This window comes from Arthrobacter sp. efr-133-TYG-118 (assembly GCF_030209755.1).
Lineage (GTDB): Bacteria > Actinomycetota > Actinomycetes > Actinomycetales > Micrococcaceae > Arthrobacter.
Genome location: NZ_JARVRH010000003.1, coordinates 109,305 through 132,700, shown reverse-complemented (window position 1 = coordinate 132,700; position 23,396 = coordinate 109,305). Strand labels below are relative to the sequence as shown.

Below are 23,396 nucleotides of genomic sequence, written 5' to 3'. Positions count from 1 at the left end.
GGCAGGCTGCTGGTTCACCGGCGGCTGCGGAGCACCCCACCCGGCGGCAGGCTGCTGGTTCACCGGCGGCTGCGGAGCACCCCACCCGGCGGCAGGCTGCCCGGCGGCAGGCTGCCCGGCGGCGGGCTGCCCGGGCTCATCAAGGGGGCGGATCACCGGCTGCGGGTGCCCGTTCTCCTGCTCGGAACCAGGTACGGAGGGGTTGTTTTGCTGATCCATGGTGTTCTCCATCGAAATCGAGACTGTTTGGTCGTGGTTGTGCTTGTCCCAAACAGCGTCAGCCGCTTTGCTGTGCATTGGCTGTGTCGAACTGCAGGCTTGCCTGTGACCTCCTGCCGTGTTGTGTCGGATTCTGCTGGATGATTCGCGGCGAGCGAGTGGCGGGGCCCGTAAACATGCGGATCGCACGTCCGGACTGAGGAATGATCCAGCAGAATCCGACGCCGCTTCTCCCCGAACCGGCACAACCTCCGGGCAGGTGGCTAGGCTGGGACTCACAGGGTGCTCACAGCAACGGCAAAGCACTGGCAAACCGGCAGATTGGAGAGTTGTCCCATGGCATCCTCGCACTCCATGACCAACAACCTTCCGCAGCTCAGCCACCCGGACGGTTCCCCCATCCGTGCCCTCGTGGTGGACGACGAACCCAGCCTCGCCGAGCTCATGAGCATGGGCCTACGCATGGCGGGGTGGTCGGTGGCGGTGGCCGGCGACGGTCCCGCCGCAGTAAAGCTCGCCAAGGACTTCCGACCGGATGTCCTGGTGCTGGATGTGATGCTTCCGGGGTTCGACGGCGTTGAGCTGCTGGGCAGGATCCGCGCCTTTGCGCCTGAGGTGCCTGCGCTCTTCCTCACCGCGAAGGATGACGTGCAGGACCGCATCGTCGGCTTGGCCGCCGGCGGCGACGATTATGTCACCAAGCCCTTCAGCATGGAGGAAGTCCTGCTGCGCCTGCACCGGCTGGTCCAGCGCTCGGGGGTGGCCGCGATGGACACGGCCGAACTGGTTGTCGGTGACTTGACCCTGAACGTGGACACGCGTGAAGTTACCCGCGGCGGCGAAGACATCCCGCTCACGGCAACCCAGTTCGAGCTCCTGCGCTACCTCATGGAAAATCCCAAGCGCGTGGTCAGCAAGGCCCAGATCCTGGACCGCGTGTGGGACTACGATTTCGGCGGGCAAGCCAACATCGTGGAGCTCTACATCTCATACCTGCGCAAGAAGATCGAGGCCAACCACCCGCCCATGATCCACACGGTGCGTGGAGCAGGCTACGTCATCAAGCCTGCCGAATAGCCGGGGCTCCGAATGTCCGCACTCTCGGGTATCCCCCGCCAGACCGACCACAGCTGGTTCAATCCTTCAACCTGGCACTTGCGCACGCGCTTGATCCTTCTCTCGATGGCACTCCTCGTGGCCATCTGCGGTGCCGTCGGGGTGGTCAGCTACGCCTCCATGGATGTGTTCCTCACGAAGCAGCTGGACCAGCAATTGATGCAGGCCTCCCATGGCCGCCCGCCGCAAGGCAATCCTGGCGGCCGTCCAGACCCCTTGGATCCCCGGGGCCAGAGCATCGGCACGCTGAATGCGCGCATTCTTGCCGGTCAGGTGAGCAGCGATGCTGGATTCTTGTCCTCCGATGCCACCCGTGCGCCGTTGTCGCCCAGCGACGCTCAAATCCTGTCGGCGCTCCCCTCCGATGGCCGTCCGGTTGATCGCACCCTGTCCAATGGCGGCTACCGGCTCGTGGCCGCCGAAACCCCTTACGGCGATGTTGTCATCACCGGGCTGCCACTCGCCTCGAAAGAGGACACCGAGGCATCGCTCGTCTGGACCATGGTGCTGGTGTCCTTGGGCGGGCTGGCCCTGATCGGGCTGGCCGGAACCGTGCTGATCCGCCGCACGATGCGCCCCCTTGAGCAGCTCTCCGACGTCGCCACGAAGGTATCGAAACTTCCGCTCGACGCCGGTGAGGTGGCACTCGCGGTGCGCGTTCCGGCGTCGGCGGCCCATCCGAGTACGGAAGTGGGAAGCGTCGGCCATGCTTTGAACCTGATGCTGGACAACGTTTCCAGCGCCCTCGAGGCACGCCAGCAAAGCGAAACAAAGGTGCGCCAGTTCGTGGCCGACGCGTCACACGAACTACGCACTCCGCTGACCGCCATCCGCGGCTACACCGAGCTCTTGCGCATGACGGAGACGTTCACCGAGGACGGGCGCAAGTCGCTGGGCCGGGTGCAGAGCCAGTCAGAACGGATGACCACCCTCGTGGAGGACCTCCTCCTGCTGGCCCGGCTGGACGAAGGGAAGGCCCCGGAGTTCACCGATGTGGACCTCACGCAGTTGGTGATCGAGACAGTCAGCGACGAGAAAGTCATGGCCCCAGAGCACATCTGGCAGCTCAAGCTCCCGGACGAGCCCCTCACAGTCCGCGGCGACACCACTCAACTCCACCAGGTTTTGGCGAATCTGCTCTCCAATGCCCGCAAGCATACGGAAGCGGGAACCACCGTGGTCACGGGCGTCATGCGTTCCGCCGACGGCAGCGCCGTGGTGACGGTGACGGACAACGGGCCGGGCATCCCGCCTGAATTCCAGGGCAGGATCTTCTCCCGCTTTGCCCGTGCCGACGCCGCCCGATCGGGTTCCGAGGGCACGTCCGGGCTCGGATTGTCGATCGTGGAATCCATTGTCCAGGCGCATGGTGGAACCGTCGAAGTGGCGTCGCGGCCCGGCCGGACGGAATTTGCGGTGCGGCTTCCGGCGCTCAGGACCGCCACGGCGTGAAGGTCCACCCAGGAGGGCGCGACGCCGGTGCGCGGCGAGCGCAAGTCGACGCACCGGCGTCGTGATCTCCGTTACCTAAATGTGACTTGAGCTGAATCCTCCTGTACCGTCGAATAGGTGCGCTGGATCATTCCGGCCACCGCCGGGTAGGCGCCGAGCTCTGCCCCTCCCCGGTGCCCAACAGTCCAGGCAGAGACGGGGGACCCAGGTCTCCGGGCAAGCGCTCATGTTGAGCCAGCCCTAGGGGTGAAGCCGTACCGCCACGATTCCCTGTGGCCACGGCCGGATGACCTCATCCGAATCCGACAGCTAACTCCGCAGGCGTCGAGAGGCAATCACCATGTCTGATTCCAGGAATCAGTCGCGCTCTGTTGCGCGCCACCGCGGCGAACCAGCCCGGAGAAACAAGTCACGTTCCACGTTGAGGCGGGCCGCCTCGAACCTCGGCACCGGCCAGCGCATGGCAGTTGTTGCCGGCGTTGTTGCCGTGTTCCTTGGCGCAGGTGCCGCCACCCAGGCCGCCGGACAAGCGATTAATGCCCAGGACATGAGCCGCACGTCCGAATCCCGCACGACGGATCACCCAGCCACACCGTCGGCGAGCGCGAGCGCAAGCCCCAAGCCGAGCGCCACGCCGACGCCGAGCCAGGCACCCGCCCCCGCTCCGGCCGCCGTCGCGCCCCAGGCTGCCGCACCGGCCGCCCCCGTGGCACCCCCTGCGCCAGCAGCCCCGGCCGCACCTGTCGCCGTCGATGATCCCTCCGGCGCCCAGGCTTATGCCGCAAGCATCCTTCCCTCCTACGGTTGGGGCCAGGGCGAAATGTCAGCCCTGATCACCCTGTGGAACAAGGAATCGGATTGGCGCACCACTGCCACCAACGCCTCCAGTGGCGCCTACGGGATCGGGCAATCTCTGCCGGGCGACAAAATGGCATCAGAAGGCGCCGACTGGCAGACCAACTACCAGACGCAGATCCGCTGGGGCCTGAACTACATCAAGGAACGCTACGGATCGCCGTCCGCGGCGTGGTCCTTCCATTTGGCCCACAACTGGTACTAAGCCAAAAGCCAGGCACATAATGCGTTGAGGTCCGTCCCTTCAGGGGGCGGACCTCTGCGCTTTTCGGCGAGGCAGGCGATTCGCCACGCCGGTCACACATCCACAGCCACGTCACAGGTTCCGCCTAAAGCCTTCATATTCTGCGACGGCACTATGGATACATGACGCTCATCGAATCCACCTCCGGAACCCTGAAGGACCCCGCGGTGGTGCCGCCGGGCCTTCCCATCCAAGCCAAGACCCCCACTCATCCCAAGACCCCCATTCAACGCAGCACGGTGCGGCGCGCCCCCGTGGACACCCACACCGCCATCCCCGTCCTCGATGTCACGATCCCCGTCTTCAATGAGGAACGCGACCTCGAAGAGTGCCTGCGCAGGCTGCACGGCCATTTGCGCGAATCATTCCCGCATGGCTTCCGCATTACCGTGGCGGACAACGCGAGCACGGACAGCACCTTGAAAATCGCGGAGCGCGTGGCCAGGGAACTGCCAGAGCTCGCGGTTGTCCATTTTGAGGAGAAGGGACGCGGCAACGCCCTGCGCAAGGTGTGGCTCGCTTCGCCCTCGCCGGTTCTGGCTTACATGGACGTGGATCTGTCCACGGATCTCGCCGCGCTGGCTCCCCTTTTGGCCCCGCTGATCTCCGGCCATTCGGATCTCGCCATTGGAACACGGCTGACCCGCAGTTCCAGGGTGGTCCGCGGCCCCAAGCGCGAATTCATTTCGCGCAGCTACAACCTGATGCTGCACTCGTTCATGGGCGCCCGCTTCAGCGATGCCCAATGCGGCTTCAAAGCGATCCGGGCCGACGTTGCACAGCAGATCCTCCCTCACACCTTGGACAACTCGTGGTTCTTCGACACTGAACTCCTGGTCCTCGCCGAACGCTGCGGCCTCCGGGTCCACGAGGTTCCCGTTGACTGGATCGACGATCCCAATTCAAGCGTCGACGTGGTGCGCACCGCCTTGGCCGACATCCGCGGCATGGTCCGGCTCACCCGGGATCTTGTCTCTGGACGCATCCCCATTCCGGAACTGCGCGCAGCACTTGCGCGCGGGCCGCTCCCGGCGTCGTCGCGCACCGCCGAGCAGAGCCCGCGCAGCAGCCTTTTCGGGCAACTCGTCCGGTTCGCCGCAATCGGCGCTGCGTCCACCCTCGCCTATGTGCTCATCTTCCTTTTCTGCCGCGGCTTCATGGACCCGCAGCTGGCCAACTTCCTGGCGCTGCTCGTCACGGCCATCGCCAACACAGGTGCCAACCGGCGCTTCACCTTCGGCATCCAGGGCGGCAATCCCGTTCGGCACCACTTCGAGGGTTTGATCGTCTTCGGGATCGGCCTCGCACTCACCTCCGGGGCACTCGCCTTGGTGCACAGTACGACGACGCCGGACCGCTGGGTCGAGCTCCTCACCGTAGTCGCGGCGAACCTCGCCGCCACCGCGGTCCGCTTCCTTTTGTTCCGACTTTGGGTCTTCCGGCAGCCTGCCGCGCAGCCGACTTCACCCGCCCCACAAGCCAAATCGCGCACAGAAACGGCAGCATCATGACCTCCACGATTACTCCCGCAAGCACAGGACCGGCCGGAACCGACTCACCCGCCGCCGTCGGAGCTACCCAGTCACCGCAGGGCCGTCACTCGACAGGCCCGTCAACCCCCGATGCCACACCCCGTTGGACGCGATACGCCTTTGGCCGGCAGCCCCGCTGGGTCCGGCCGTCCGCCGCCGGACTCCTCGTAGCCACCGCCTTCCTGTATCTCTGGAACCTCGCGGCCACTGGCTACGGAAACTCCTTCTACGCCGCGGCCATCCAGGCCGGCACCAAGGACTGGACGGCGTTTCTGTTCGGTTCGCTCGACGCCGGCAACGCCATCACCGTGGACAAGCCGCCAGCCTCTCTGTGGATCCCTGCCTTGGTGGGCCGGATCTTCGGCTTCTCGCCCCTGAGCATGCTGGTTCCCGAGGCGCTGATGGGCGTGGCCGCCGTCGGTTTCCTCTATCTGGCGGTCAAGCGGGTCTCCGGACCAGGCGCGGGCTTGTTGGCCGGTGGTGCCTTGGCACTGACCCCGGTGGCCGCACTCATGTTCCGCTTCAACAACCCCGACGCCATGCTGACCCTGTGCCTGGTGCTCGCGGCCTACTTCACCACACGTGCCATCGAACGGGCAGGCTGGAAGTGGCTCGCCGCGGCCGGCGCCGTGGTGGGCCTCGCATTCCTGAGCAAAATGCTGCAGGGTTTCCTGATTGTTCCAGGCCTCGGACTCGCGTACCTCTGGGCTGCACCCGCCCCGTTGCGGCGGAGGCTGCTGCATCTGTTCGGCGCGGTGGCCGGTATCGCTGTGGTGGCAGGCAGTTACGTGGCTCTCTTCCAGCTGACCCCGGCTTCGTCACGGCCCTACATGGCAGGTTCGCAAACCAACAGCTTCCTCGAGCTGACCTTCGGCTACAACGGCTTGTCCCGCATCACCGGCTCGGGCGAAGGGACGCCCGGCGGAGGCGGCGCTGGAGCGCCCGCTGGCGGTTTGGGTGCGTTCGGCGGCGGCGGTGGTGGCAACACCGGTTTCGGTGGAGCCGCCGGGATCACCCGCATGTTTGGCACGAGCTTCGGCGCTGAAGTCTCCTGGCTTCTCCCTGCGGCGCTGATTCTGCTGGCAGCAGGCCTGTGGTTCACCCGCCGGGAAGCGCGAGCCTCCGGCACCCGCGCCGCGCTCATCCTGTGGGGTGGCTGGCTTCTGGTCACGGCGGGCGTCTTCAGCTTCATGAGCGGCATCGTCCACCCCTACTACGCGGTAGCGCTCGCACCGGCAATCGCTGCCTTGGTGGGCATTGGCAGCGTAGAGCTGTGGCGTGGCCGCGGGTATTGGCCGGCCAGGATCGTCCTGGCCGTGGTAATCCTCGGCAGTTCGGCTTGGTCCGCGGTTCTCCTGGGCCGCGACGCCTCGTGGCTTCCCTGGTTGCGCATCGTGATCGTTGTCCTGGGTGTGGTGGCGGCCGCGGCAATCCTGCTCCGCCTCGACTCGCTGCGGCCAGCCGGCCGGTTCCGGAGCGCGGCGGCCGCGGCCGTCGTCGTCGTTTCCCTTCTGGCCGGCGGCCTCGGAACCGCAGCGTGGACGCTCGCGACGGCGGCAACCGCGCACTCCGGTTCCATCCCGACGTCGGGACCCGCCGGTTCCGCCATGGGCGGCTTCGGAAACCGCGCTGGAGGGTTCGGCGCAGCTGGTGGCGCGGGTCAGTCGGGAGGGCCCGGCTCCGAGGGAACCACCGACGCCGGACTGACCGCACTGCTGACGTCCACCACCACGAAATGGTCGGCGATCGTCTCCGGCGCCACCCAAGCCGCAAGCCTTGAGCTCGCCACGAACACCAACGTGATCGCACTCGGTGGCTGGAACGGCGGCGATCCCTACCCCACGCTTGCGCAGTTCCAAGACATGGTGGCCAAGGGACAGATCGGTTACTACATCGCAGGTGGCGGCATGGGTGGCGGCGGTGGATTCGGAGGCCAAGGCGGCAATTCCGAGGTAGCCTCCTGGGTACAGGCCAACTTCCAAGCCCAGACGGTGGGCAGCTCCACTGTCTACAAGCTGACAAAGTAGATTCCGATGACCACTTCCTATTCCACGGACACCGGTTCCAAACCAGCGCAGCCGGCTCCGCCTTCGCGTTTGGTGGAGCCGGTCCTGCCGGGCCTGACCCGAAACCCCCGCCGCAACCATGGCCCGCATGCCCTGCGGGACCGCGTGGAGCTGGGCATTGTCCTCCTCGCGACGGCGGTCCTGTATCTTTGGAACCTCGGCGCTTCCGGTTGGGCAAACCCGTTCTATTCCGCCGCAGCCCAGGCCGGTTCGCAGAATTGGGCCGCGTGGTTCTTCGGATCGTCCGACGCCGCCAACTCCATCACTGTGGACAAGCCGCCGGCGTCGCTGTGGATCATGGGCCTCTCGGTACGGATCTTCGGGCTGAGCTCCTGGAGCATCCTGGTTCCCGAGGCACTCATGGGCGTTGCCACGGCATGGCTGCTGTATCTTGCGGTCCGACGGGCCGCGGCCCCCGCCACCGGCGATCCACGGCTCGCCCACCGGGCAGGGCTGCTGGCAGCCGTCGTCATGGCCATCACCCCGGTAGCCACCCTCATGTTCCGGTTCAACAACCCGGACGCCCTGCTGGTGCTGCTCATGACGGCCGCCGGCTACGCCACGCTGCGGTCCATCCAGGACAACAAGCTGCGCTGGCTCCTGCTGGCCGGGGTGCTCCTTGGCTTCGGCTTCCTCACCAAGCAACTCCAGGTCCTGCTGGTGGTTCCTGGATTTGCCGTGGCGTATGTGGTTGCCGCGCCGGGTGGAGTCGGGCGTCGCCTGCCTCGGCTGCGCGGTCTCCTTCATCTGCTTGCGGCGGGGGCAGCCATGGTAGTCTCGGCCGGCTGGTGGCTCGCCGTCGTCGAACTCATTCCGGCGAACATGCGGCCGTACATCGGCGGCTCCCAGAACAACTCCATCCTGGAACTGACGCTCGGCTACAACGGCCTGGGCCGGCTCAGTGGACAGGAAACCGGCAGCGTCGGGGGCGGCAACGGCTGGGGAGTTCCAGGGCTGTTCCGGATGTTCAACAGCGAGTTCGGCGGCCAGATCGCGTGGTTGTTGCCGTCGGTGCTGGTCCTCGGGGCAGGGCTCCTGTGGCTGGGCCGTCGTGCCCCGCGCACGGATGGCGTGCGTGCCTCGGTGATCGTGTGGGGCTCGTGGGTGCTTGTCACCGGGCTGGTGTTCAGCTTCATGGCTGGCATCATCCATCCCTACTACGCAGTAGCCCTGGCCCCGGGCATCGCCGGACTCGCTGGCTTGGGCGGGGCGCTCTTGTGGCAACACCGCGCGCAGCTCGTCGCCGCGGTGGCGCTCGCCGTGGCAGTTGCCGCGGCGGGATTCCTGGCCTTCGATCTCTTGGGCAGCACCACCGCATATGGTCCGTGGTTGCGCTGGGCGGTGCTGTTGGGTGCCCTGGCAGCCGCGGCCGGGCTGATGCTCTCGGGACGCTTCCCGTCCCGCATCCTTCAGCGCACGACGGCGGCGCTCGCCCTCGCGGCCTCCCTCGCCGGCCCCTTGGCGTACTCGATCTCAACCGCCTCCGTGACGCATAGCGGCGCAATCCCCAGCGCAGGTCCCACGACGACGTTCGGCGGCTTCGGCTTCGGCGGCCGGGGCGGCTTCGGACAAAACGGCGCAAGCCAGAACACAGGCCAGAACAACGCAGCCCAGAACACTCCCCCGCAAGCCCTCCAGCAGCCGGGCACCCAAGGCGGCGGCTTTGGCGCGAACCGGCAAGGCGGTGGCATGGGCGGCCTGCTCGGCGCCACCACGCCGTCGTCGGAAATGGTTGCCGCACTGAAAATCGGCGCCTCGAACTACACTTGGGCGGCCGCCGTCGTGGGTTCCAACAACGCCGCCGGCTACCAGCTGGCCACCGAACTGCCCGTCATGGCGGTGGGTGGCTTCAACGGCACCGACCCCTCCCCGACGCTCGAACAGTTCCAGCAGCTGGTGACACAAGGCAAGATCCACTACTTCATTGCCGGCGGGACCATGCAGGCGAACAGCGGTTCGGAAGCTCCTGCCCAGATCGCGCAATGGGTGGCTGCGAACTTCCAGGCACAGACCATCGGCGGGACCACGGTGTACGCACTGGCTGGGTGAGTGGGCTGAGGAGTCCTCAGGAGAAAACTTTCAAAAAGACCCTTGTTTTGCAAACGTTTGCAGAGAAAAGTGGACGCCACTGCAGATCCCATTTCCAAGCTTTCGTCGCATCAAGGAGAACGTATGTATTTCGCCGACTGGCTCGTTTTAGGGGCCTATTTCGTCGTCATGATAGGGATCGGCTGGTGGGCCAAGAGTCGAGTGAAAAACGCCGCCGACTTCTTCACAGCCGGTGGGAAAATGCCGTGGTGGCTGGCGGGGATTTCCCACCACATGTCCGGCTATTCGGCAGCTGTCTTCGTGGCCTACGCCGCCATCGCCTACACCACCGGTTTCGCACTGTATGTCTGGTGGGCGCTCACGATCACCATCGCCTGCCTCGTCGGAGCTGTCTTTTTCGCCCCGCGCTGGCCGCGCCTAAGGCAGCGTTTGGGAATCATCTCCCCGCTCGAATACCTGGCCACGCGCTACAACCTGCCCGCCCAGCAAGTACTGGCTTGGTCCGGTGCCGCATTGAAAGTCTTCGATGTCGCGGCCAAGTGGGCTGCTAGTGCGATCCTCCTGAACGTGTTCGCCGGGGTTCCGATCGCCGTTGGCATCCTGATCGTCGGCGGGGTCACGCTCATTTATTCGACCATTGGCGGCTTGTGGGCGGACGCATTGACCGACATGGGCCAATTCATCATCCAGTCCGTGGCGGGTATTGCAATGCTCATCTTCGCGGTGGCCAAGCTTGGGGGCGTTTCCTCGATTGCGGGAATCTGGTCCCGGCTGCCGGCCTCCCACTCGCAGCCATTCGCCGGCGATTACACTATCGGATTCTTCCTCGCCTACTGCCTGATCAGCACTATTTCCTACAACGGAGGAACCTGGAACCTGGCCCAACGCTTCATTGCCGCCCCTTCGGGCTCAGCGGCCCGCAAATCTGTCCTGCTTTCGGGCGCGCTCTATCTCGTGTGGCCACTGGTGCTCTTCTTTCCCATGTGGGCCGCGCCGCTGATCTTGCCCAATCTGACGCACCCAGATCAGGCTTATGCGCTCCTGACCCAGCAGCTGCTGCCCGCCGGCCTGGTTGGCTTGGTGGTCGCGGGAATGTTCTCGCACACCATGGCCATGACCTCTTCGGACGCCAACGCGATTTCCGCCGTCGTCATCCGGGACATCATCCCTGCATTGCGCGGTTCCCGGCAGCCGCTGACGTCGCGCGCGGAACTGCTGGGCGGCAGGATTTCCACCTTCCTGTTCATCGGTTTGTCGATGGTCATTGCCCTGAGCGCGGATTCATTCGGCGGCGTCCTGGGCCTGATAATCCTCTGGTTCGGGGCCTTGGTGGGGCCGATCGCCGTTCCCATGCTGCTGGGGATGTTGCGCCCGTTCCGGCGCTGCGGCCCATCGGCAGCGTTGTTCTCCTGGGCCGCCGGTTTGATCGTTTTCGCACTCGCAAAGTACGCCTTGGCCGCTCCCATCGCGAGCCTGGGCACGGCCAGTGCGCAGACAATCAACGTGGCAGCCCCGGTGATTGCCTCCGCGATCGTCTATTGCGTCTTCGGCTGGCTGCGCCCCTGGCACAACGAAGCTTCCGACGCCCTTGTCGAGTCCCTTGACCGTGACCTTGAGCCGGCTGCATCCCTTCCAGTTGAAAGCACCGTCGCATGAGCGCAACCGAATCCGAAATACGGGATCAGCTGCTCAAGGGCGTCCTCCCTTGGTGGCTCGAGAACGGCGTCGACAGGAAAAACGGCGGAGTTTTCACTTGCTTTTCCAACTCAGGGCGATTGTTTTCGAACGAGAAATATACGTGGTCCCAAGGCCGCTGGGCTTGGCTCTGCTCAAGGATCGCACTGGACAGCGAGGCCGGAATCATCGGGGAAAATCCCCAGTTGTGGGCCACTCTGTCGATTGAAACGGCCAGGTTCATCCAAGCCCGCGCCATCATGGACGGCAATGTCGCGGCATACCGCACATCGGCTGAGGGGCAGGCGCTGCCGTCCGGGCCGCACGGGGAGATCGCGGTCAGCGTACTGGCTGACCTCTTTGCGGCTTTGGGCCTGGCGGGTGCAGCCCGGCTTCCCCAAGTCGCAGGCCGGGAACGTGAAGAGTGGCTGCAATCAGCCCATGCACTTCTCGCCCACGCCGAAGAAAGGATCGAGGCACGGAGCGCTCCATCCGAGCCATACCCCGTCCGGGCCGGATTCAAGGACGCGGCCGGCCTGATGCTGCTGCTGAATGTGGGCGCCCAGCTCCATTTGGCCAGCGGCTCTGCTGAAAGCGCCGAAACAGCCGGTGCCGCGCTTTCCCAGCTGCTCGGCGACGGGAACTCGGAAGGCATGTGGAAAGCCGACTCCTGGTGGGAATACCGGCCGGACAGCACCGATGACCTCGACACGCTCCTGGCCCGCCACCGAACCCCCGGTCACTTGCTGGAGATGCTCTGGATGGTCATGGAGGCCGTCGAGATCATGCCTGACCTGGCACCTCGCATTCCGGATTGGCTCCCGGACCTTGCCGTCCGGGCCCTGGAGTCCGGCTGGGACGACCAGCACGGCGGCATGTTCCGATACGTCGACAGCACCGGAGCAGAACCCCGGGGCAGGCTCTTCGGCAACGACACGTACGAAACGTTGGTGACCCAGACGTGGGACACGAAGCTGTGGTGGGTCCAGGTTGAGGCCCTCTACGCGAGCAGGCTGCTCGCCGAACGTTTCGGGCGTCACGATCTCCTGGACTGGCATGAGCGGATCTGGTCCTACACCCTCGGCGCTTTTCCGGACCCCTCCGGCCAGGAGTGGCTGCAAATACGCGACCGCGAGGGGAATCCCCTCGACAAAGTGGTGGCGCTGCCAGTCAAGGACCCCTTCCATATAGCCCGATCACTCCTCCTGACTACTGAACTAGAAACCCGAAGGACACACACGTGACAGCACTGACTACTTACAGCCCCGCCGTTTCCACCTACCCGGACCGGGCCGCCCTGGGGAAACACGCCGGCGCGCACGCAGCGGAAACGCTACGCAGGGCGCTCCGGAACCAACAGCAGGTCCGGCTGATGCTCGCAGCAGCTCCCAGCCAGGAGGCCACGCTGCAGGCGCTCGTCCAGGAACCCGGCATCGATTGGGCCCGCATAACCTGCTTCCATATGGACGATTACCTCGCGCTCGAGGCAGACGCACCTCAGGGATTCGGAAACTGGCTGCAACGCAATTTCTTCAGCCACCTTCCGCCGACCACCTTTCACCGCATTAACCCGGGGAACCCCGCCGAAGAGGAAGCGCAGCGCTATGGCACGCTGATGGGCCAGGATCCCTTCGACCTCGTCCTGCTCGGATTGGGCGTCAACGGCCATCTTGCCTTCAACGATCCTCCGGCCGACCTCGCTGACCCGCTGCCCGCGCGCGTCATCGACCTGGACGAAGTAAGCCGCCAGCAACAGGTGGACGAAGGGCATTTCGCGGGTTTCGACGACGTTCCCCGGCGCGCCATCACCGTCTCCATCCCGCGGTTGTTGCACGCTTCCGAAATCATCGCTTCCGTGCCCGGCCGTGCCAAAAGGAAGGCCGTCCACAACACGCTGAGCCAGCCGATCAGTGGAGACCATCCCGGTACTGCGCTGCGCACGCACCCCAACGTCACCCTCTACCTCGACGCCGAATCCGATCCGCGATGAACGCAAGTGAGCAGCTCTCGCAGGACTACCTCGGAAAAATCACCGGGCTCCTTGAGCGCATCCGCGTGGAAGAAGCCGAAAACATCAGCATCGCCGCGGACATTCTCGCGGCCCAGGTGGCCAAGGACGAACTGGTACACATCTACGGCCCAGGCGGTCACTCGAACCTGGCAAGCCAGGAAGTGTTCTTCCGGGCAGGTGGGCTGATGCACGTCTCGGCCATTTTGGACGAAGGCACCCTGCTCTCCAGCGGCGCCCTCCGGTCAATGGCCATGGAACGGACTCCGGGTTACGGCCGGATCGTCATCGAGGACGCGGGCCTCGGACCAGGGGACGTCCTGATCCTGGTCAACGCGTATGGCATCAACAGTGCCCTCATCGACGCGGCACTGACGGCACGTGAACTATCGGTCAAGATCATCGGCGTTTCCTCGCGGGAGCACGCAGAGGAAACAGCCAGTGACCATCCCGCACGGCATCCGCAAAAGCTTAATCTGCACGACGTGGTCGACCACCACATCGACACGAAGGTTCCCGTCGGAGACGCCGTCATGAAGGTCCCCGGGGCACAGGAAAAAACAGCCGCTGTGTCCACGTTCGCCAACGCCTTCACCCTGAACTGGCTCATGATGTCCACCATCAGCAAGCTGAGCGAAATCGGGATTGAGCCGCCATTGTGGAGATCAGGAAACGCACCCGGCGGGGACGAAGCCAACCAGCAATTCATTTCACGTTTCAAAGGACGGGTACGCAAGCTGTGACACACCCCAAAACGATCGTGGGCAAAGACCCCCACCGGGGGATCAACATAGAAATCGCCTACGACACGACCATCCTGTCGTTGCGGGAGATAGATACTGGCCAGGGGCTGCCTGTCATCGCACCGGGGTTTATCGATGGCCAGGTCAACGGTTACGGCGGACTAGACGTCAACGCCGCTGACGTCGCGCCGCAAACCATCATCGACATGACTGCGGCGCTGGCGAAGCTGGGCGTCACGACGTGGGTGCCAACCATCGTGACAGCGTCGGAAGAGGCGATCACCGGCGCGCTCGAACAGATCAAGCGGGCCTGCGAAATTGATCCAGGCACCAGGGCGGCCATCCCCTGCGTCCATATCGAGGGCCCCTTCATCTCGCACCTGGACGGTCCCCGGGGCGTCCACGACGCCGGCTTCGTTCGCCCCTTGGACGTCCAGGAGGTCCGGCGCTGGCTTCGCGCAAGCGGAATGGTCGGCATCGTCACCGTCTCTCCGCATACGCCCGACGCCCCGGCCCGGATCGCCCAAATCCGCGTACTCGGCGTCCATGTGGCTATCGGACACACTCACGCGAGTCCAGAACAAATCACGGCTGCCATCACCGCGGGAGCCACCTTGGCCACCCATCTGGGCAACGGCATAGCCACCACCCTGCCCAGGCACCCCAATGCCCTGTGGACTCAACTCGCTGACGACCGCCTCACGGCGGGACTCATAGCGGACGGCCACCATTTGCCCAGCGATACGCTGAAAGTCATGATCAGGGCCAAGACCACCGAACGCGCTTATCTGGTTTCGGACACCACTGCCCTGGCCGGCAGCGAGCCTGGCCGCCACCGTACTTCCGTGGGCGGCCTGGTGGATCTTGCCCCTGGCGGGAGGCTCTCCCATGTGGGCACGGATCTGCTCGCAGGGGCCGCCGCTACCCTCCCGGACGGTTTCCGGAACGTCATCCGAAACGTCGGACTGGATCTATCGGAAGCCCTCAAAATGGTGACGTCCACTCCCGCCCGGGTGATCCCGGGTACCCGACCGGGGCTCGGCCACCTTCAAGTCGGTTCCCCGGCAGATTTTGTCCTGATCACCGCGGACGGACCCGAAGCAGGGACCATTACCGCGGTGATCCAAGGCGGTCGAAAGGTATCGGGCGAACCGGAATGAGTACCAGCCAACCCCAGCAGGCCGTCCTGCGAGTGGGCGCCGCCGTCGTCGAGATATCGCCGCCCCCAGGTACGCCAATGGCCGGATTCGCAGCAAGGACGGAACCGAGCACCGGCGTCCACGACCCCCTGACCGTCCGGGCGCTGGCCGTCGATGACACGTGCTGGATCACCGTGGATGTGTGCGGCCTCCACGAAGACACCTGCACCCGCATCTCAGGGAGCTTGCCCCTTACGCCGGAACGTGTCGCGATCACCGCCACGCATACGCACGCAGGTCCGTGCGTCATGCCGGGCCGGCTCGGGGGCCATGACCCGCAGCTCCTGGAGGAGATCGTCTTGGCTTGCCGCGAGGCCACGGAGGCTGCGGTGGCCTCCCAGCGGCCGGCGACCCTGCAGTACGGCGAATCGCGCGGAGTGGACATTGCCAGGAACCGACGCCATCCCGAACGCGCCGTTGATCCGCCAGTCCAGGTTGCCATCTTCCGCGACGCAAGCGGAAAAGTGGTTGCCTGGATCGTTCTCTATCCCTGCCACCCGGTGGTCCTGGGCCCGGAAAACCGGCTCATCAGCGGCGATTACCCGGCGTTCACCAGGAGGGTCCTGGAGGAACATTCCCCCGGTTCAGTGGCCCTTTTCCTGCCCGGGACCGCCGGGGACATCAACTCAGGCCATCCCGCCGACGCGTCGTACACGCTTTCCGGTTCAGCCGGCAGGACGATGGAGCAGGCGCGCAAGATCGGAGAACATGTGGCGGCATCCGTGTTGGGGACCCGCCTCCTGCCCATTTCCGATCCCGGTTCCGGGAAGAGCTCCTCCGCCCGTCGGACCGTCAGCGTGGCAATGAATTCGCGCGATGCGGTTTCCCCCGCGGAGTTGAGCCGGCAATGGGAGGCCGAAGCGGTTTCGGCCGATCCAGGCCGAAGATCCCTTCTCAACGCGTGGAAGCAGTGGGCCACGGACCGCGGTCCGGAAGAGGAAATGTCCTGGGACGCACCGGTGAGCGTTTTCAACTGGCAGGGCCTGACCCTCGTAGGATTACCCGGAGAACCATTCCTGGCCACAACGGAAGCCATCGCCTCCGGGGTGACGGGTCCTGTACTCGTCACGGGCTACACCAACGGGTGCCCAGGATACTTCCCGACCGCCGACGAATATGACTTCGGAGGATACGAGGTGGAGGACGCGCACCGCTACTACGGCATGCCGGCTCCCTTCGCGCCTGGCAGCGCCGAAGTCCTGATCCAGACCGCGTTGGAACTCATGGGTGGGCTCCAATGACGGGCCGTCCAACCATCACCCAATTGGCGGCCGAACTCGGCATCGCCCCCTCAACAGTGTCCAGGGCCTTTACCCGGCCAAACCTCCTCAAACCGGAGACCGTGGCACTCGTACAAAAGGCAGCCGAGGCCGCCGGCTACGTACCGAACCATCACGCACGCGCCCTCTCGACCGGACGCGCCGGCGCGATCGGACTCATCGTGCCGGACATCGCCAACCCGTTCTTCCCTCCGCTGGTCCGGGCGGCTCAAAACTATGCGAGCGACCTCGGACTATCGGTATTTTTGGCGGACACGGATGAAGATGCCAATCGCGAAGACCGTCTCATCTCACGGATGGCGCCCCAGGTTGAGGGGCTGATCGTGGTTTCATCCCGGCTCCCTTCGGCCCGCATCCGGCAAATCGCCGATTCCCAGCGCGTTGCCTTCATCAACCGCGATGTTGCTGAGACGTACCGGGTACTGCTGGACACCACTGCGGCCATTCGCTCCGCACTGACGCACTTGTCCGAGCTCGGCCACCGTCGCGTAGCCTACGTCGGTGGTCCACCGCAATCATGGGCAAACAAGCAGCGTCGCTCGGCTGTGGACAACTTCTCGAAGGTCCATGCGCTCGAGGTCACGCACTTCAGTGCGGATCCCGGCACCTACGACGCCGCGAAAGCTCTCGCCGATTCGGTGGCGGCGTCCGGCGTCACCGCTGTCATCGCTTTTGACGACGTCATCGCGCACGGCTTGATGGGCGGATTCGCTGCCGCGGGCGTGGACGTCCCGAAGGAGTTGAGCGTTATCGGATGCGACGACACGCTTGCGACCACTACGTTTCCTGCCCTTTCCACGATCGCGGTCAATGTCGGTGCCGCAGCCCGGCGCGCCGTGGCCGCCCTCTCCGAAAACCCCGGCTCAACCAACCTGACCGGCGCGAGGATCATCTTCGAGGGAACCCTCGTCCTGAGGGGAACAACAGGAGCGGTCCGGCCTACATCCAGCCCACTAACGCTAGAACCGGAGCTCGATCACCCGTCGGCCCGAGGCGTCCAGACTGGCCGTGGCAGTGACAGCTGAGTAATCCGCGATCTGCCAGAGCCCTTCCGCCGCCTCGCCGCCGGCGTCGCCCACCACCACGGTCCGCATCCCAGCCGCACGGGCGGAAGCGATGCCCGCGGGAGCATCTTCGAAGACAACGACGTCGGCCGGCTCGGCACCCAGCAGGCCGGCTGCCGTGAGATAGCCTTCCGGGTCAGGCTTGCCGCGGGTCACGGCCTCAGAGGTGACAGTGGTCGCTGGCATCTCAAGTCCGGCTGCCTTCATGCGCACCCCGGCGAGGATCCGATCAGCCGAGGTGACCATGGCGACGGCGTCGGAAGGCAAGGACCGCAGCAGTTCCGCGGCTCCGGGCAACGCCACGATCCCCTCCGTCCGGGTCCGCTCCATCTCGCCGAGTTCCTCCGCGAGGGCGTCGATGTCGGCTCCGGCCGGGGCGAAACGGCGCACCGTGTCCTTGGCCTGGACCCCGTGTGAAGTCCGCAGGATCTCCTCGATGTCCAGTCCGTACCGGCCGGCGAATTCGCTCCACACTTGCTCGACGATGGCGGTGGAGTCCACCAAGGTTCCGTCCATATCGAACAAGACGGCCCGGACGGTCAGGGTTTTCACGGCTTCAGCAGGCAGGTTCATGCATCCATCCTGCCGTTGAAGCTGGTTCGCGGCCCAACTTTTACAGTGTGAGTCCTAGCCGTTGGGCCTGTGGGGGATGTACTGAACGGCCCACTTGTTGCCGTCCGGATCGGCGAAGTAGACAAAGTGGCCCCAATCCTGGACGTCGATGTCGCTGACTTCGACGCCGTTGGCCTTGAGCTGGCTGTGGGCTTCCTGGATGTCTCCCACCACCATCTGCAGGCTGGGGGCGGTGCCTGGAGGGGCGTCGTTCAGGCCCTCGCCGATGCAGATGGAGCAGGCCGAGCCAGGCGGAGTCAGTTGGACGAAGCGGATGCCGTCCATGGGCCGCTCGTCGTAGTCGGCGTTGAAGCCTACTTTGTTGACGTAGAAATCCTTGGCGCGGTCCACATCGGACACAGGGACAAACACAAGTTCAAGTTTCCAGTCCATGCGCCACAGGCTATCGGCGGAGCCGGAAAACCGGTAGGGGCTGAGCACAACGCGGGGTCACTTACGGCCCATGTTGCTGCTCGAATTGGGCCGTAAGTGACCCCGCGTTGACTTAGGCGTTTTGCAGGGAAGGCTCGACGGCGGTGACCGCTTCCGTCAAGCTGCGGGCGCGGGCGCGGGACGGAAGGAGCCACGCCACCAAGGTGGCAAGGACCAGCACCGACGCACCAACGTAGATGGCAGGAATGGCCGCGTCCACATAGCCCGTGGGAGTGAGCTTGCCGCCGGCTCCAGTGAAGACTGCCGTCAGAACAGCGACGCCGAGTGCTACACCGATCTCCCGGAGCGTGGAGTTGGTGCCACTTGCCTTCGCGTGGTCCTCGGCGCGCATGTTGGCGAGCACCGCCGTCGACATCGGGGCGAAAACCAGGCCCATCCCGATTCCCGCCGCTACAAAGCCTGGCACCAAAGTCTGGTACGGGACGGTCGCGGAAAGGACTCCTGCCAGCCAGAACATGCCCGCAGTGAGCAGCGCGAGGCCCGTGATCATCAGGATCCTGGTGCCGAGCCGCGGTGCCATCAGGCCTGCAAGCGGCGCCACGAACATGGGGGCCAAGGTCCAGGGCATCGTCATGGCGCCGGCCGCGAGGGGACCGTGGCCCTGCACCACCTGCAGGAACTGGATAAGAATGAAGACCGATCCGAAGATCCCGAAGCTGAAGGTCAGGCCGATCAGGTTGGCCACGGTGAAGCTACGGTCGCGGAAGAGCCGGAGCGGAAGCAGCGGCGCGGCAACGCGGGATTCCCACAGAACGAAGGCAAGCAGCAGGACTCCACCCCCGATCAAGGCGCCGAGCACTTCGGCACTGGACCAGCCGGCGTCGTTCCCCCGGACGATGCCGAAGACGAGCGCCAGAAGGCCGAGTCCGGAGAGAAGAAGGCCCACGACGTCGGCGCGGACACGGGCGCCGAAACTATTCGGCAGCGCGAAGAGCGCCAGTGGAACCGACAGGATTCCGATCGGCACATTGAGCCAGAAGATCGCTTCCCAGCTCCAGCCTTCCACCACGGCGCCACCGATCAGCGGCCCGAGGGCGACACCCAGGCCGGAGACGCCGCCCCAGATGCCGATGGCGAGCGGGCGCAGCTTGTCGCTGACAGAGCCCACCAGCAGGGTCAGCGATAGCGGCATGAGCGCCGCGGAGCCAACGCCCTGGACTGCGCGGGCAGCGATGAGCTGCCACGGTTCCGTGCTGACGGCTGCTGCTCCGGAAGCCAGGGTGAAGATGGCTAGGCCTGCGATGAACACGTGGCGGCGGCCGAAGCGGTCCCCCAGGCCGACGGCCAGCAACATGAACGCCGCGAAGCTCAGGGAGTAGGCGTTGACGATCCATTGCAGTTCCTCAACGCTCGCGCCGAGGGCCTTGTGCATGACGGGCAGCGCGTTGGTGACCACAAGGTTGTCCAAGGTGGCCATGAAGACGGGAAGGGAGGCCGCCACTATGGCCAGCCAGACGGGAATGGTGCGTTTCACGATGACTCCACGGGGTCGCTGAGGGTGCTCACTTTTTCGGATTGTTGTAATCGAATGATTACTTAAAGGCCAAAGTTAGTTATCGACTGATAACATGTCAAGTGTGGCGAAGAAAACAGCGGGCACAGGCGCCCCGGAAAAAGGCTCAACCAGCCAGGCAACTGCCGAACGCATACCCGCGGCTCAACGGCGCGAACTGATCCTTGAAGCTGCCACCGGCGTCTTCGCCGAGCGGGGCTACGCCGGCTCAACCACGGACCAGGTGGCAAAGGCCGCGGGCATCAGCCAGCCCTACGTCGTGCGGATGTTCGGCACTAAGGAGGCCCTGTTCCTGGAGGCCTTGGACCGCGCCCAGGGCAAGTTGCTGCGCGCGTTCCGCAACGTCATCGCGGCCTACGACGCCGGAGAGCTCGCCGAAGAATTGCAGCACCTCGATCCTGCCGCCGGCAGCGGCCGGCCGGAACAGCTCAAGCAGCTCATGGCGATCGCCTACGCGGATCTGGTGGAGGACCGCGGGATCCTCATGATGCTGATGCAGGCTTTCGTGTCAGGCCATGAACCCGCCATCGGGGCACGGGCCAGGGAGGGATTCCTCGATATTTACCGTCTGGTACGGGACGAAGCCGGCCTGTCCCCCGACACCGCCCGCGACTTCCTTGCGCAGGGCATGCTCATGAACACCCTGATCGGCATCCGCCTGCCGGAAGTCTACGAACAGGACTCGACGGCCGAGGAGTTGCTTGAGTGCACCCTGCGGTCCAAGCTCCCCATGGTGCTCAAGGCAAGCAAAGCCCAGCGCCGGGCAGGTTAGTTCCTAGCGGCCGAAACCGTGGGTGCGGGCCGGGTGCTGCGTTCCAGAACGCGGCCCACGGCCCACACCCACGAATTCGCGGACCTAGGGCTAGCCGGCCACGCCGTACAGGCGGTCTCCGGCGTCGCCCAGGCCCGGAACGATGTAGGCCTTCTCGTTGAGCCTCTCGTCGATCGAGGCGAGGACGATCTTCACGTTGGCGTCGGAAAGTTCTTCCTCAAGCTTGGCCAGGCCCTCCGGCGCGGCCAGCAGGCAGATGCACGTGACGTCCGACGCGCCGCGCTTGAAGAGGAACTTGATGGCCTCGCGCAGGGTGCCGCCGGTGGCGAGCATGGGGTCCAGGACGAAGATCTGGCGGCCGGTGAGGTCCTCGGGCAGGCGCTCGGCGTACGTGATGATGTCCAGGGTCTCTTCGTCGCGGGCCATGCCCAGGAAGCCCACTTCGGCGGTGGGGACCAGCTTGGTCATGCCCTCGAGCATGCCGAGGCCTGCGCGCAGGATGGGAACCACCAACGGCGTCGGCTTGGTGAAGGCGGTACCGATCGCCTTGGTGACGGGGGTTTCGATCTCTACCGCTTCGGTCCTGACCTCGCGGGTGGCCTCGTAGGCCAGCAGGGTGACGAGTTCTTCGGTGAGTTGCCGGAAGACCGGTGAAGGAGTGTTCTTATCCCGCAGAACGGTGAGCTTGTGAGCGACCAGCGGGTGGTCCACGACGAGTGTGCGCATGACTCCAAAACTATCATTGAGGCATGAGCACCAACGAGCCTTATCACGCGGAGCACGCGGCCTGGATGGGCCTGGCCCTGGACGAGGCCCGGCGGGCCTTGGATACGGAGGATGTGCCGATAGGCGCTGTCGTTCTAGGGCCCGACGGCGGCGTGCTGGGTGCCGGGCGGAACGAACGGGAAGCGAACGGCGACCCTACGGCGCACGCCGAGATCGTGGCCATCCGCGAGGCAGCCGCCGCCCTGCAACGCCACGCCCTTGAGCTCGGCGAAGGCGGAGACGGCTGGCGGCTCGAGGACTGCACCCTCGTCGTGACGCTGGAGCCGTGTGCAATGTGCGCTGGAGCCATTGTCCTGGCCCGGATTCCGCGGGTGGTCTTTGGCGCCTGGGATGAGAAGGCCGGTGCCGCCGGATCCGTGTTCGATATCTTGCGGGAACGGCGGCTCAACCACTGGGTGGAGGTCTACGCAGGCGTGCGCGAAGAGGAATGTTCGGCTTTGCTCCGCGATTTCTTCGCAGCCCACCGGAAATAGCCGCCGCCCCAGACTCACACGCGTCGGATTAGCTGCCGCTTAGGCCGCGGCCGCCCGGGACACAGTCGATGGACTCGCCCCCACGGGCGCCGCACCCGCGGAAACGGCAGGCGCCGGACCCATGGGCGCCTGGAAGAGGACCCCCTTGACGACGCTTCCGTGGAACGTCCGGGTTGCAACCACGGCCCACGCGCCAAGCAACAACGTGTAGCCCCCGACGGCCATCGCCTCAAAGACAGCCAAGTGCGTGTGCGCAGCGAGGCCGTTCAAGCCCGTGACGCACGTCCCAAGCGGGAAGGTAAAAGACCACCAAGTCAGCGAGAACGGCAAGCCCCTGCGCACGGTACGCACGGTGATGACCGCCGCTAAAGCCGCCCACATCAGCGCAAAACCCAAAACAGGCACCCCATAGAGGACCCCGAATACTTCCAGCCCGGATGCCAGCGCCCCGGAGGCAGCCAGATGCGCATTGGAACCCAGCAGATTGGCCGCTGTGATGGACTGTCCCAGCGGTCCCAAGATGATCCACAGGGTAGGAACGGCGGATGGCGCCAGGTTCTTGTGAACGGCCAGGCGGTACCAGATCAAGGGAATGATGATCAGCGAAGCCATGAGGCTCAGGCCGAACATCGCGTAGCAGGCCATGAGCATCGTCAACCGCAGTTGCCCGGAAGGAATATACGGCAGCAGCAAAGCCCCTGTGGACGCCGAGACCATGGGAGGAACCACCGGCATCAGCCAGCCGCCGAAGGCATCCGCCGCAGTGACGTTGTGCCGGGTGAACTGCAGGTACGGCACGGCAACCGCGCTTGCCAGCCCAAGAATGGTGCCGAGCGCCCACAGTCCGGCATCGATGCCCAGAGCCAGCCGCTCGCCGATGACGTCCTTGCCCAGCAACAAGGTGGCCGCACCAACGGTGAGCATAGCCATGGGCGGAGCGCCATAGAAGTGGGCCATGACCGGGTTGTTGTGATGGCTGCGTGCCGTTTCGCGGTGCCGGACCCAGTGGACCACAGTCGCGACAGTCAGGAGGATCAAGAGGAGGAAGACCACGCCCCAAATAACCGTCGCAGCTGAGCGCAAAGCAGGAAACTGTAGTGGAAGCGTCACTGCTGCAGTCGCGACGATTCCAGTGCCCATGATGCTGGCAAACCAGTTTGGCGTCAGGTTGGCGAAGAAGTCAGAAGGTTTTCCCATGCCGTCCATGTTTCCGGTTCCCGCTCCCCCGCAGTAGTGGGCATAGACTTGGCAGGGTACAAGCCGCACTTGTACCTGAATGGTCATCG

Annotated in this window: 20 protein-coding genes, 1 pseudogene and 1 riboswitch; of the genes and pseudogenes, 15 read left to right on the top strand and 6 right to left on the bottom strand. The window is 65.1% G+C overall.

Annotated elements, in window-relative coordinates; translation table 11 throughout:
* Positions 1–297: pseudogene (locus tag QRN59_RS02590) on the bottom strand (hypothetical protein); the annotation flags it as partial.
* Positions 298–555: 258 nt separating this feature from the next.
* Here QRN59_RS02590 and QRN59_RS02585 point away from each other — a divergent pair.
* From QRN59_RS02585 to QRN59_RS02525, 13 genes are all read left to right on the top strand, one after another.
* A complete protein-coding gene (locus tag QRN59_RS02585; protein WP_078106594.1) occupies positions 556–1,296 on the top strand; it encodes a response regulator transcription factor in 741 nt (246 codons plus the stop codon).
* A 12-nt stretch (positions 1,297–1,308) separates the two neighbouring features.
* Positions 1,309–2,787 carry a sensor histidine kinase gene (locus QRN59_RS02580; RefSeq protein ID WP_284980947.1) on the top strand — a complete coding sequence of 493 codons (1,479 nt, stop codon included), beginning with the start codon at positions 1,309–1,311 and terminating at the stop codon, positions 2,785–2,787.
* Between the two features lie 164 nt (positions 2,788–2,951).
* Positions 2,952–3,125, top strand: a riboswitch (cyclic di-AMP (ydaO/yuaA leader).
* Between the two features lie 2 nt (positions 3,126–3,127).
* Entirely contained in the window at positions 3,128–3,847 is a 720-nt protein-coding gene (locus tag QRN59_RS02575; RefSeq protein WP_284980946.1) for an aggregation-promoting factor C-terminal-like domain-containing protein, read from the top strand.
* 161 nt (positions 3,848–4,008) lie between these two features.
* Positions 4,009–5,397, top strand: a complete 1,389-nt coding sequence (locus QRN59_RS02570) for a glycosyltransferase (protein WP_284980945.1) — start codon at positions 4,009–4,011, stop codon at positions 5,395–5,397.
* On the top strand, positions 5,394–7,445 hold the full coding sequence (locus tag QRN59_RS02565) for an ArnT family glycosyltransferase (RefSeq protein ID WP_284980944.1): 2,052 nt from the start codon (positions 5,394–5,396) through the stop codon (positions 7,443–7,445). Before QRN59_RS02570 ends, QRN59_RS02565 begins: the two co-directional genes overlap by 4 nt.
* Before the next feature lie 6 nt (positions 7,446–7,451).
* A complete protein-coding gene (locus QRN59_RS02560) occupies positions 7,452–9,533 on the top strand; it encodes an ArnT family glycosyltransferase (RefSeq protein ID WP_284980943.1) in 2,082 nt (693 codons plus the stop codon).
* A 123-nt stretch (positions 9,534–9,656) separates the two neighbouring features.
* Positions 9,657–11,189 (top strand): sodium:solute symporter family protein, encoded by a 1,533-nt coding sequence (locus tag QRN59_RS02555; protein WP_284980942.1) that lies wholly within the window; start codon positions 9,657–9,659, stop codon positions 11,187–11,189.
* Positions 11,186–12,451, top strand: coding sequence for an AGE family epimerase/isomerase (locus QRN59_RS02550; RefSeq protein WP_284980941.1), 1,266 nt, complete (start codon positions 11,186–11,188; stop codon positions 12,449–12,451). Before QRN59_RS02555 ends, QRN59_RS02550 begins: the two co-directional genes overlap by 4 nt.
* Entirely contained in the window at positions 12,448–13,197 is a 750-nt protein-coding gene (locus QRN59_RS02545) for a 6-phosphogluconolactonase (protein ID WP_284980940.1), read from the top strand. The genes QRN59_RS02550 and QRN59_RS02545 overlap by 4 nt, the downstream gene beginning before the upstream one ends.
* On the top strand, positions 13,194–13,958 hold the full coding sequence (locus tag QRN59_RS02540; protein ID WP_284980939.1) for a sugar isomerase domain-containing protein: 765 nt from the start codon (positions 13,194–13,196) through the stop codon (positions 13,956–13,958). Before QRN59_RS02545 ends, QRN59_RS02540 begins: the two co-directional genes overlap by 4 nt.
* A complete protein-coding gene (locus QRN59_RS02535; RefSeq protein ID WP_284980938.1) occupies positions 13,955–15,118 on the top strand; it encodes an N-acetylglucosamine-6-phosphate deacetylase in 1,164 nt (387 codons plus the stop codon). Before QRN59_RS02540 ends, QRN59_RS02535 begins: the two co-directional genes overlap by 4 nt.
* Entirely contained in the window at positions 15,115–16,398 is a 1,284-nt protein-coding gene (locus QRN59_RS02530) for a neutral/alkaline non-lysosomal ceramidase N-terminal domain-containing protein (RefSeq protein WP_284980937.1), read from the top strand. Before QRN59_RS02535 ends, QRN59_RS02530 begins: the two co-directional genes overlap by 4 nt.
* Positions 16,395–17,462, top strand: coding sequence for a LacI family DNA-binding transcriptional regulator (locus tag QRN59_RS02525; RefSeq protein ID WP_284980936.1), 1,068 nt, complete (start codon positions 16,395–16,397; stop codon positions 17,460–17,462). Before QRN59_RS02530 ends, QRN59_RS02525 begins: the two co-directional genes overlap by 4 nt.
* Here QRN59_RS02525 and QRN59_RS02520 read toward each other — a convergent pair.
* The 3 genes from QRN59_RS02520 to QRN59_RS02510 form a co-directional block, all read right to left on the bottom strand.
* Positions 17,397–18,074, bottom strand: coding sequence for an HAD-IA family hydrolase (locus QRN59_RS02520; RefSeq protein ID WP_284980935.1), 678 nt, complete (start codon positions 18,072–18,074; stop codon positions 17,397–17,399). The genes QRN59_RS02525 and QRN59_RS02520 overlap by 66 nt on opposite strands.
* A 54-nt stretch (positions 18,075–18,128) precedes the next feature.
* A complete protein-coding gene (locus QRN59_RS02515; protein ID WP_078106607.1) occupies positions 18,129–18,506 on the bottom strand; it encodes a VOC family protein in 378 nt (125 codons plus the stop codon).
* 112 nt (positions 18,507–18,618) lie between these two features.
* Positions 18,619–20,040, bottom strand: a complete 1,422-nt coding sequence (locus QRN59_RS02510) for an MFS transporter (protein WP_284980934.1) — start codon at positions 20,038–20,040, stop codon at positions 18,619–18,621.
* Positions 20,041–20,143: 103 nt separating this feature from the next.
* On the opposite strand from QRN59_RS02510, the gene QRN59_RS02505 reads away from it, so the two are divergent.
* Positions 20,144–20,851, top strand: coding sequence for a TetR/AcrR family transcriptional regulator (locus QRN59_RS02505; RefSeq protein ID WP_284980933.1), 708 nt, complete (start codon positions 20,144–20,146; stop codon positions 20,849–20,851).
* 90 nt (positions 20,852–20,941) lie between these two features.
* Here QRN59_RS02505 and upp read toward each other — a convergent pair whose 3' ends face one another.
* Complete coding sequence (gene upp, locus QRN59_RS02500) at positions 20,942–21,577, bottom strand: uracil phosphoribosyltransferase (RefSeq protein WP_236815028.1); 636 nt, start codon at positions 21,575–21,577, stop codon at positions 20,942–20,944.
* Positions 21,578–21,600: 23 nt separating this feature from the next.
* Here upp and tadA point away from each other — a divergent pair, with 23 nt between their 5' ends.
* Positions 21,601–22,110, top strand: a complete 510-nt coding sequence (tadA, locus tag QRN59_RS02495) for a tRNA adenosine(34) deaminase TadA (protein WP_284980932.1) — start codon at positions 21,601–21,603, stop codon at positions 22,108–22,110.
* Between the two features lie 39 nt (positions 22,111–22,149).
* Here tadA and QRN59_RS02490 read toward each other — a convergent pair whose 3' ends face one another.
* Positions 22,150–23,307 carry a TDT family transporter gene (locus tag QRN59_RS02490; RefSeq protein ID WP_284980931.1) on the bottom strand — a complete coding sequence of 386 codons (1,158 nt, stop codon included), beginning with the start codon at positions 23,305–23,307 and terminating at the stop codon, positions 22,150–22,152.
* Positions 23,308–23,396 lie beyond the last annotated feature (89 nt).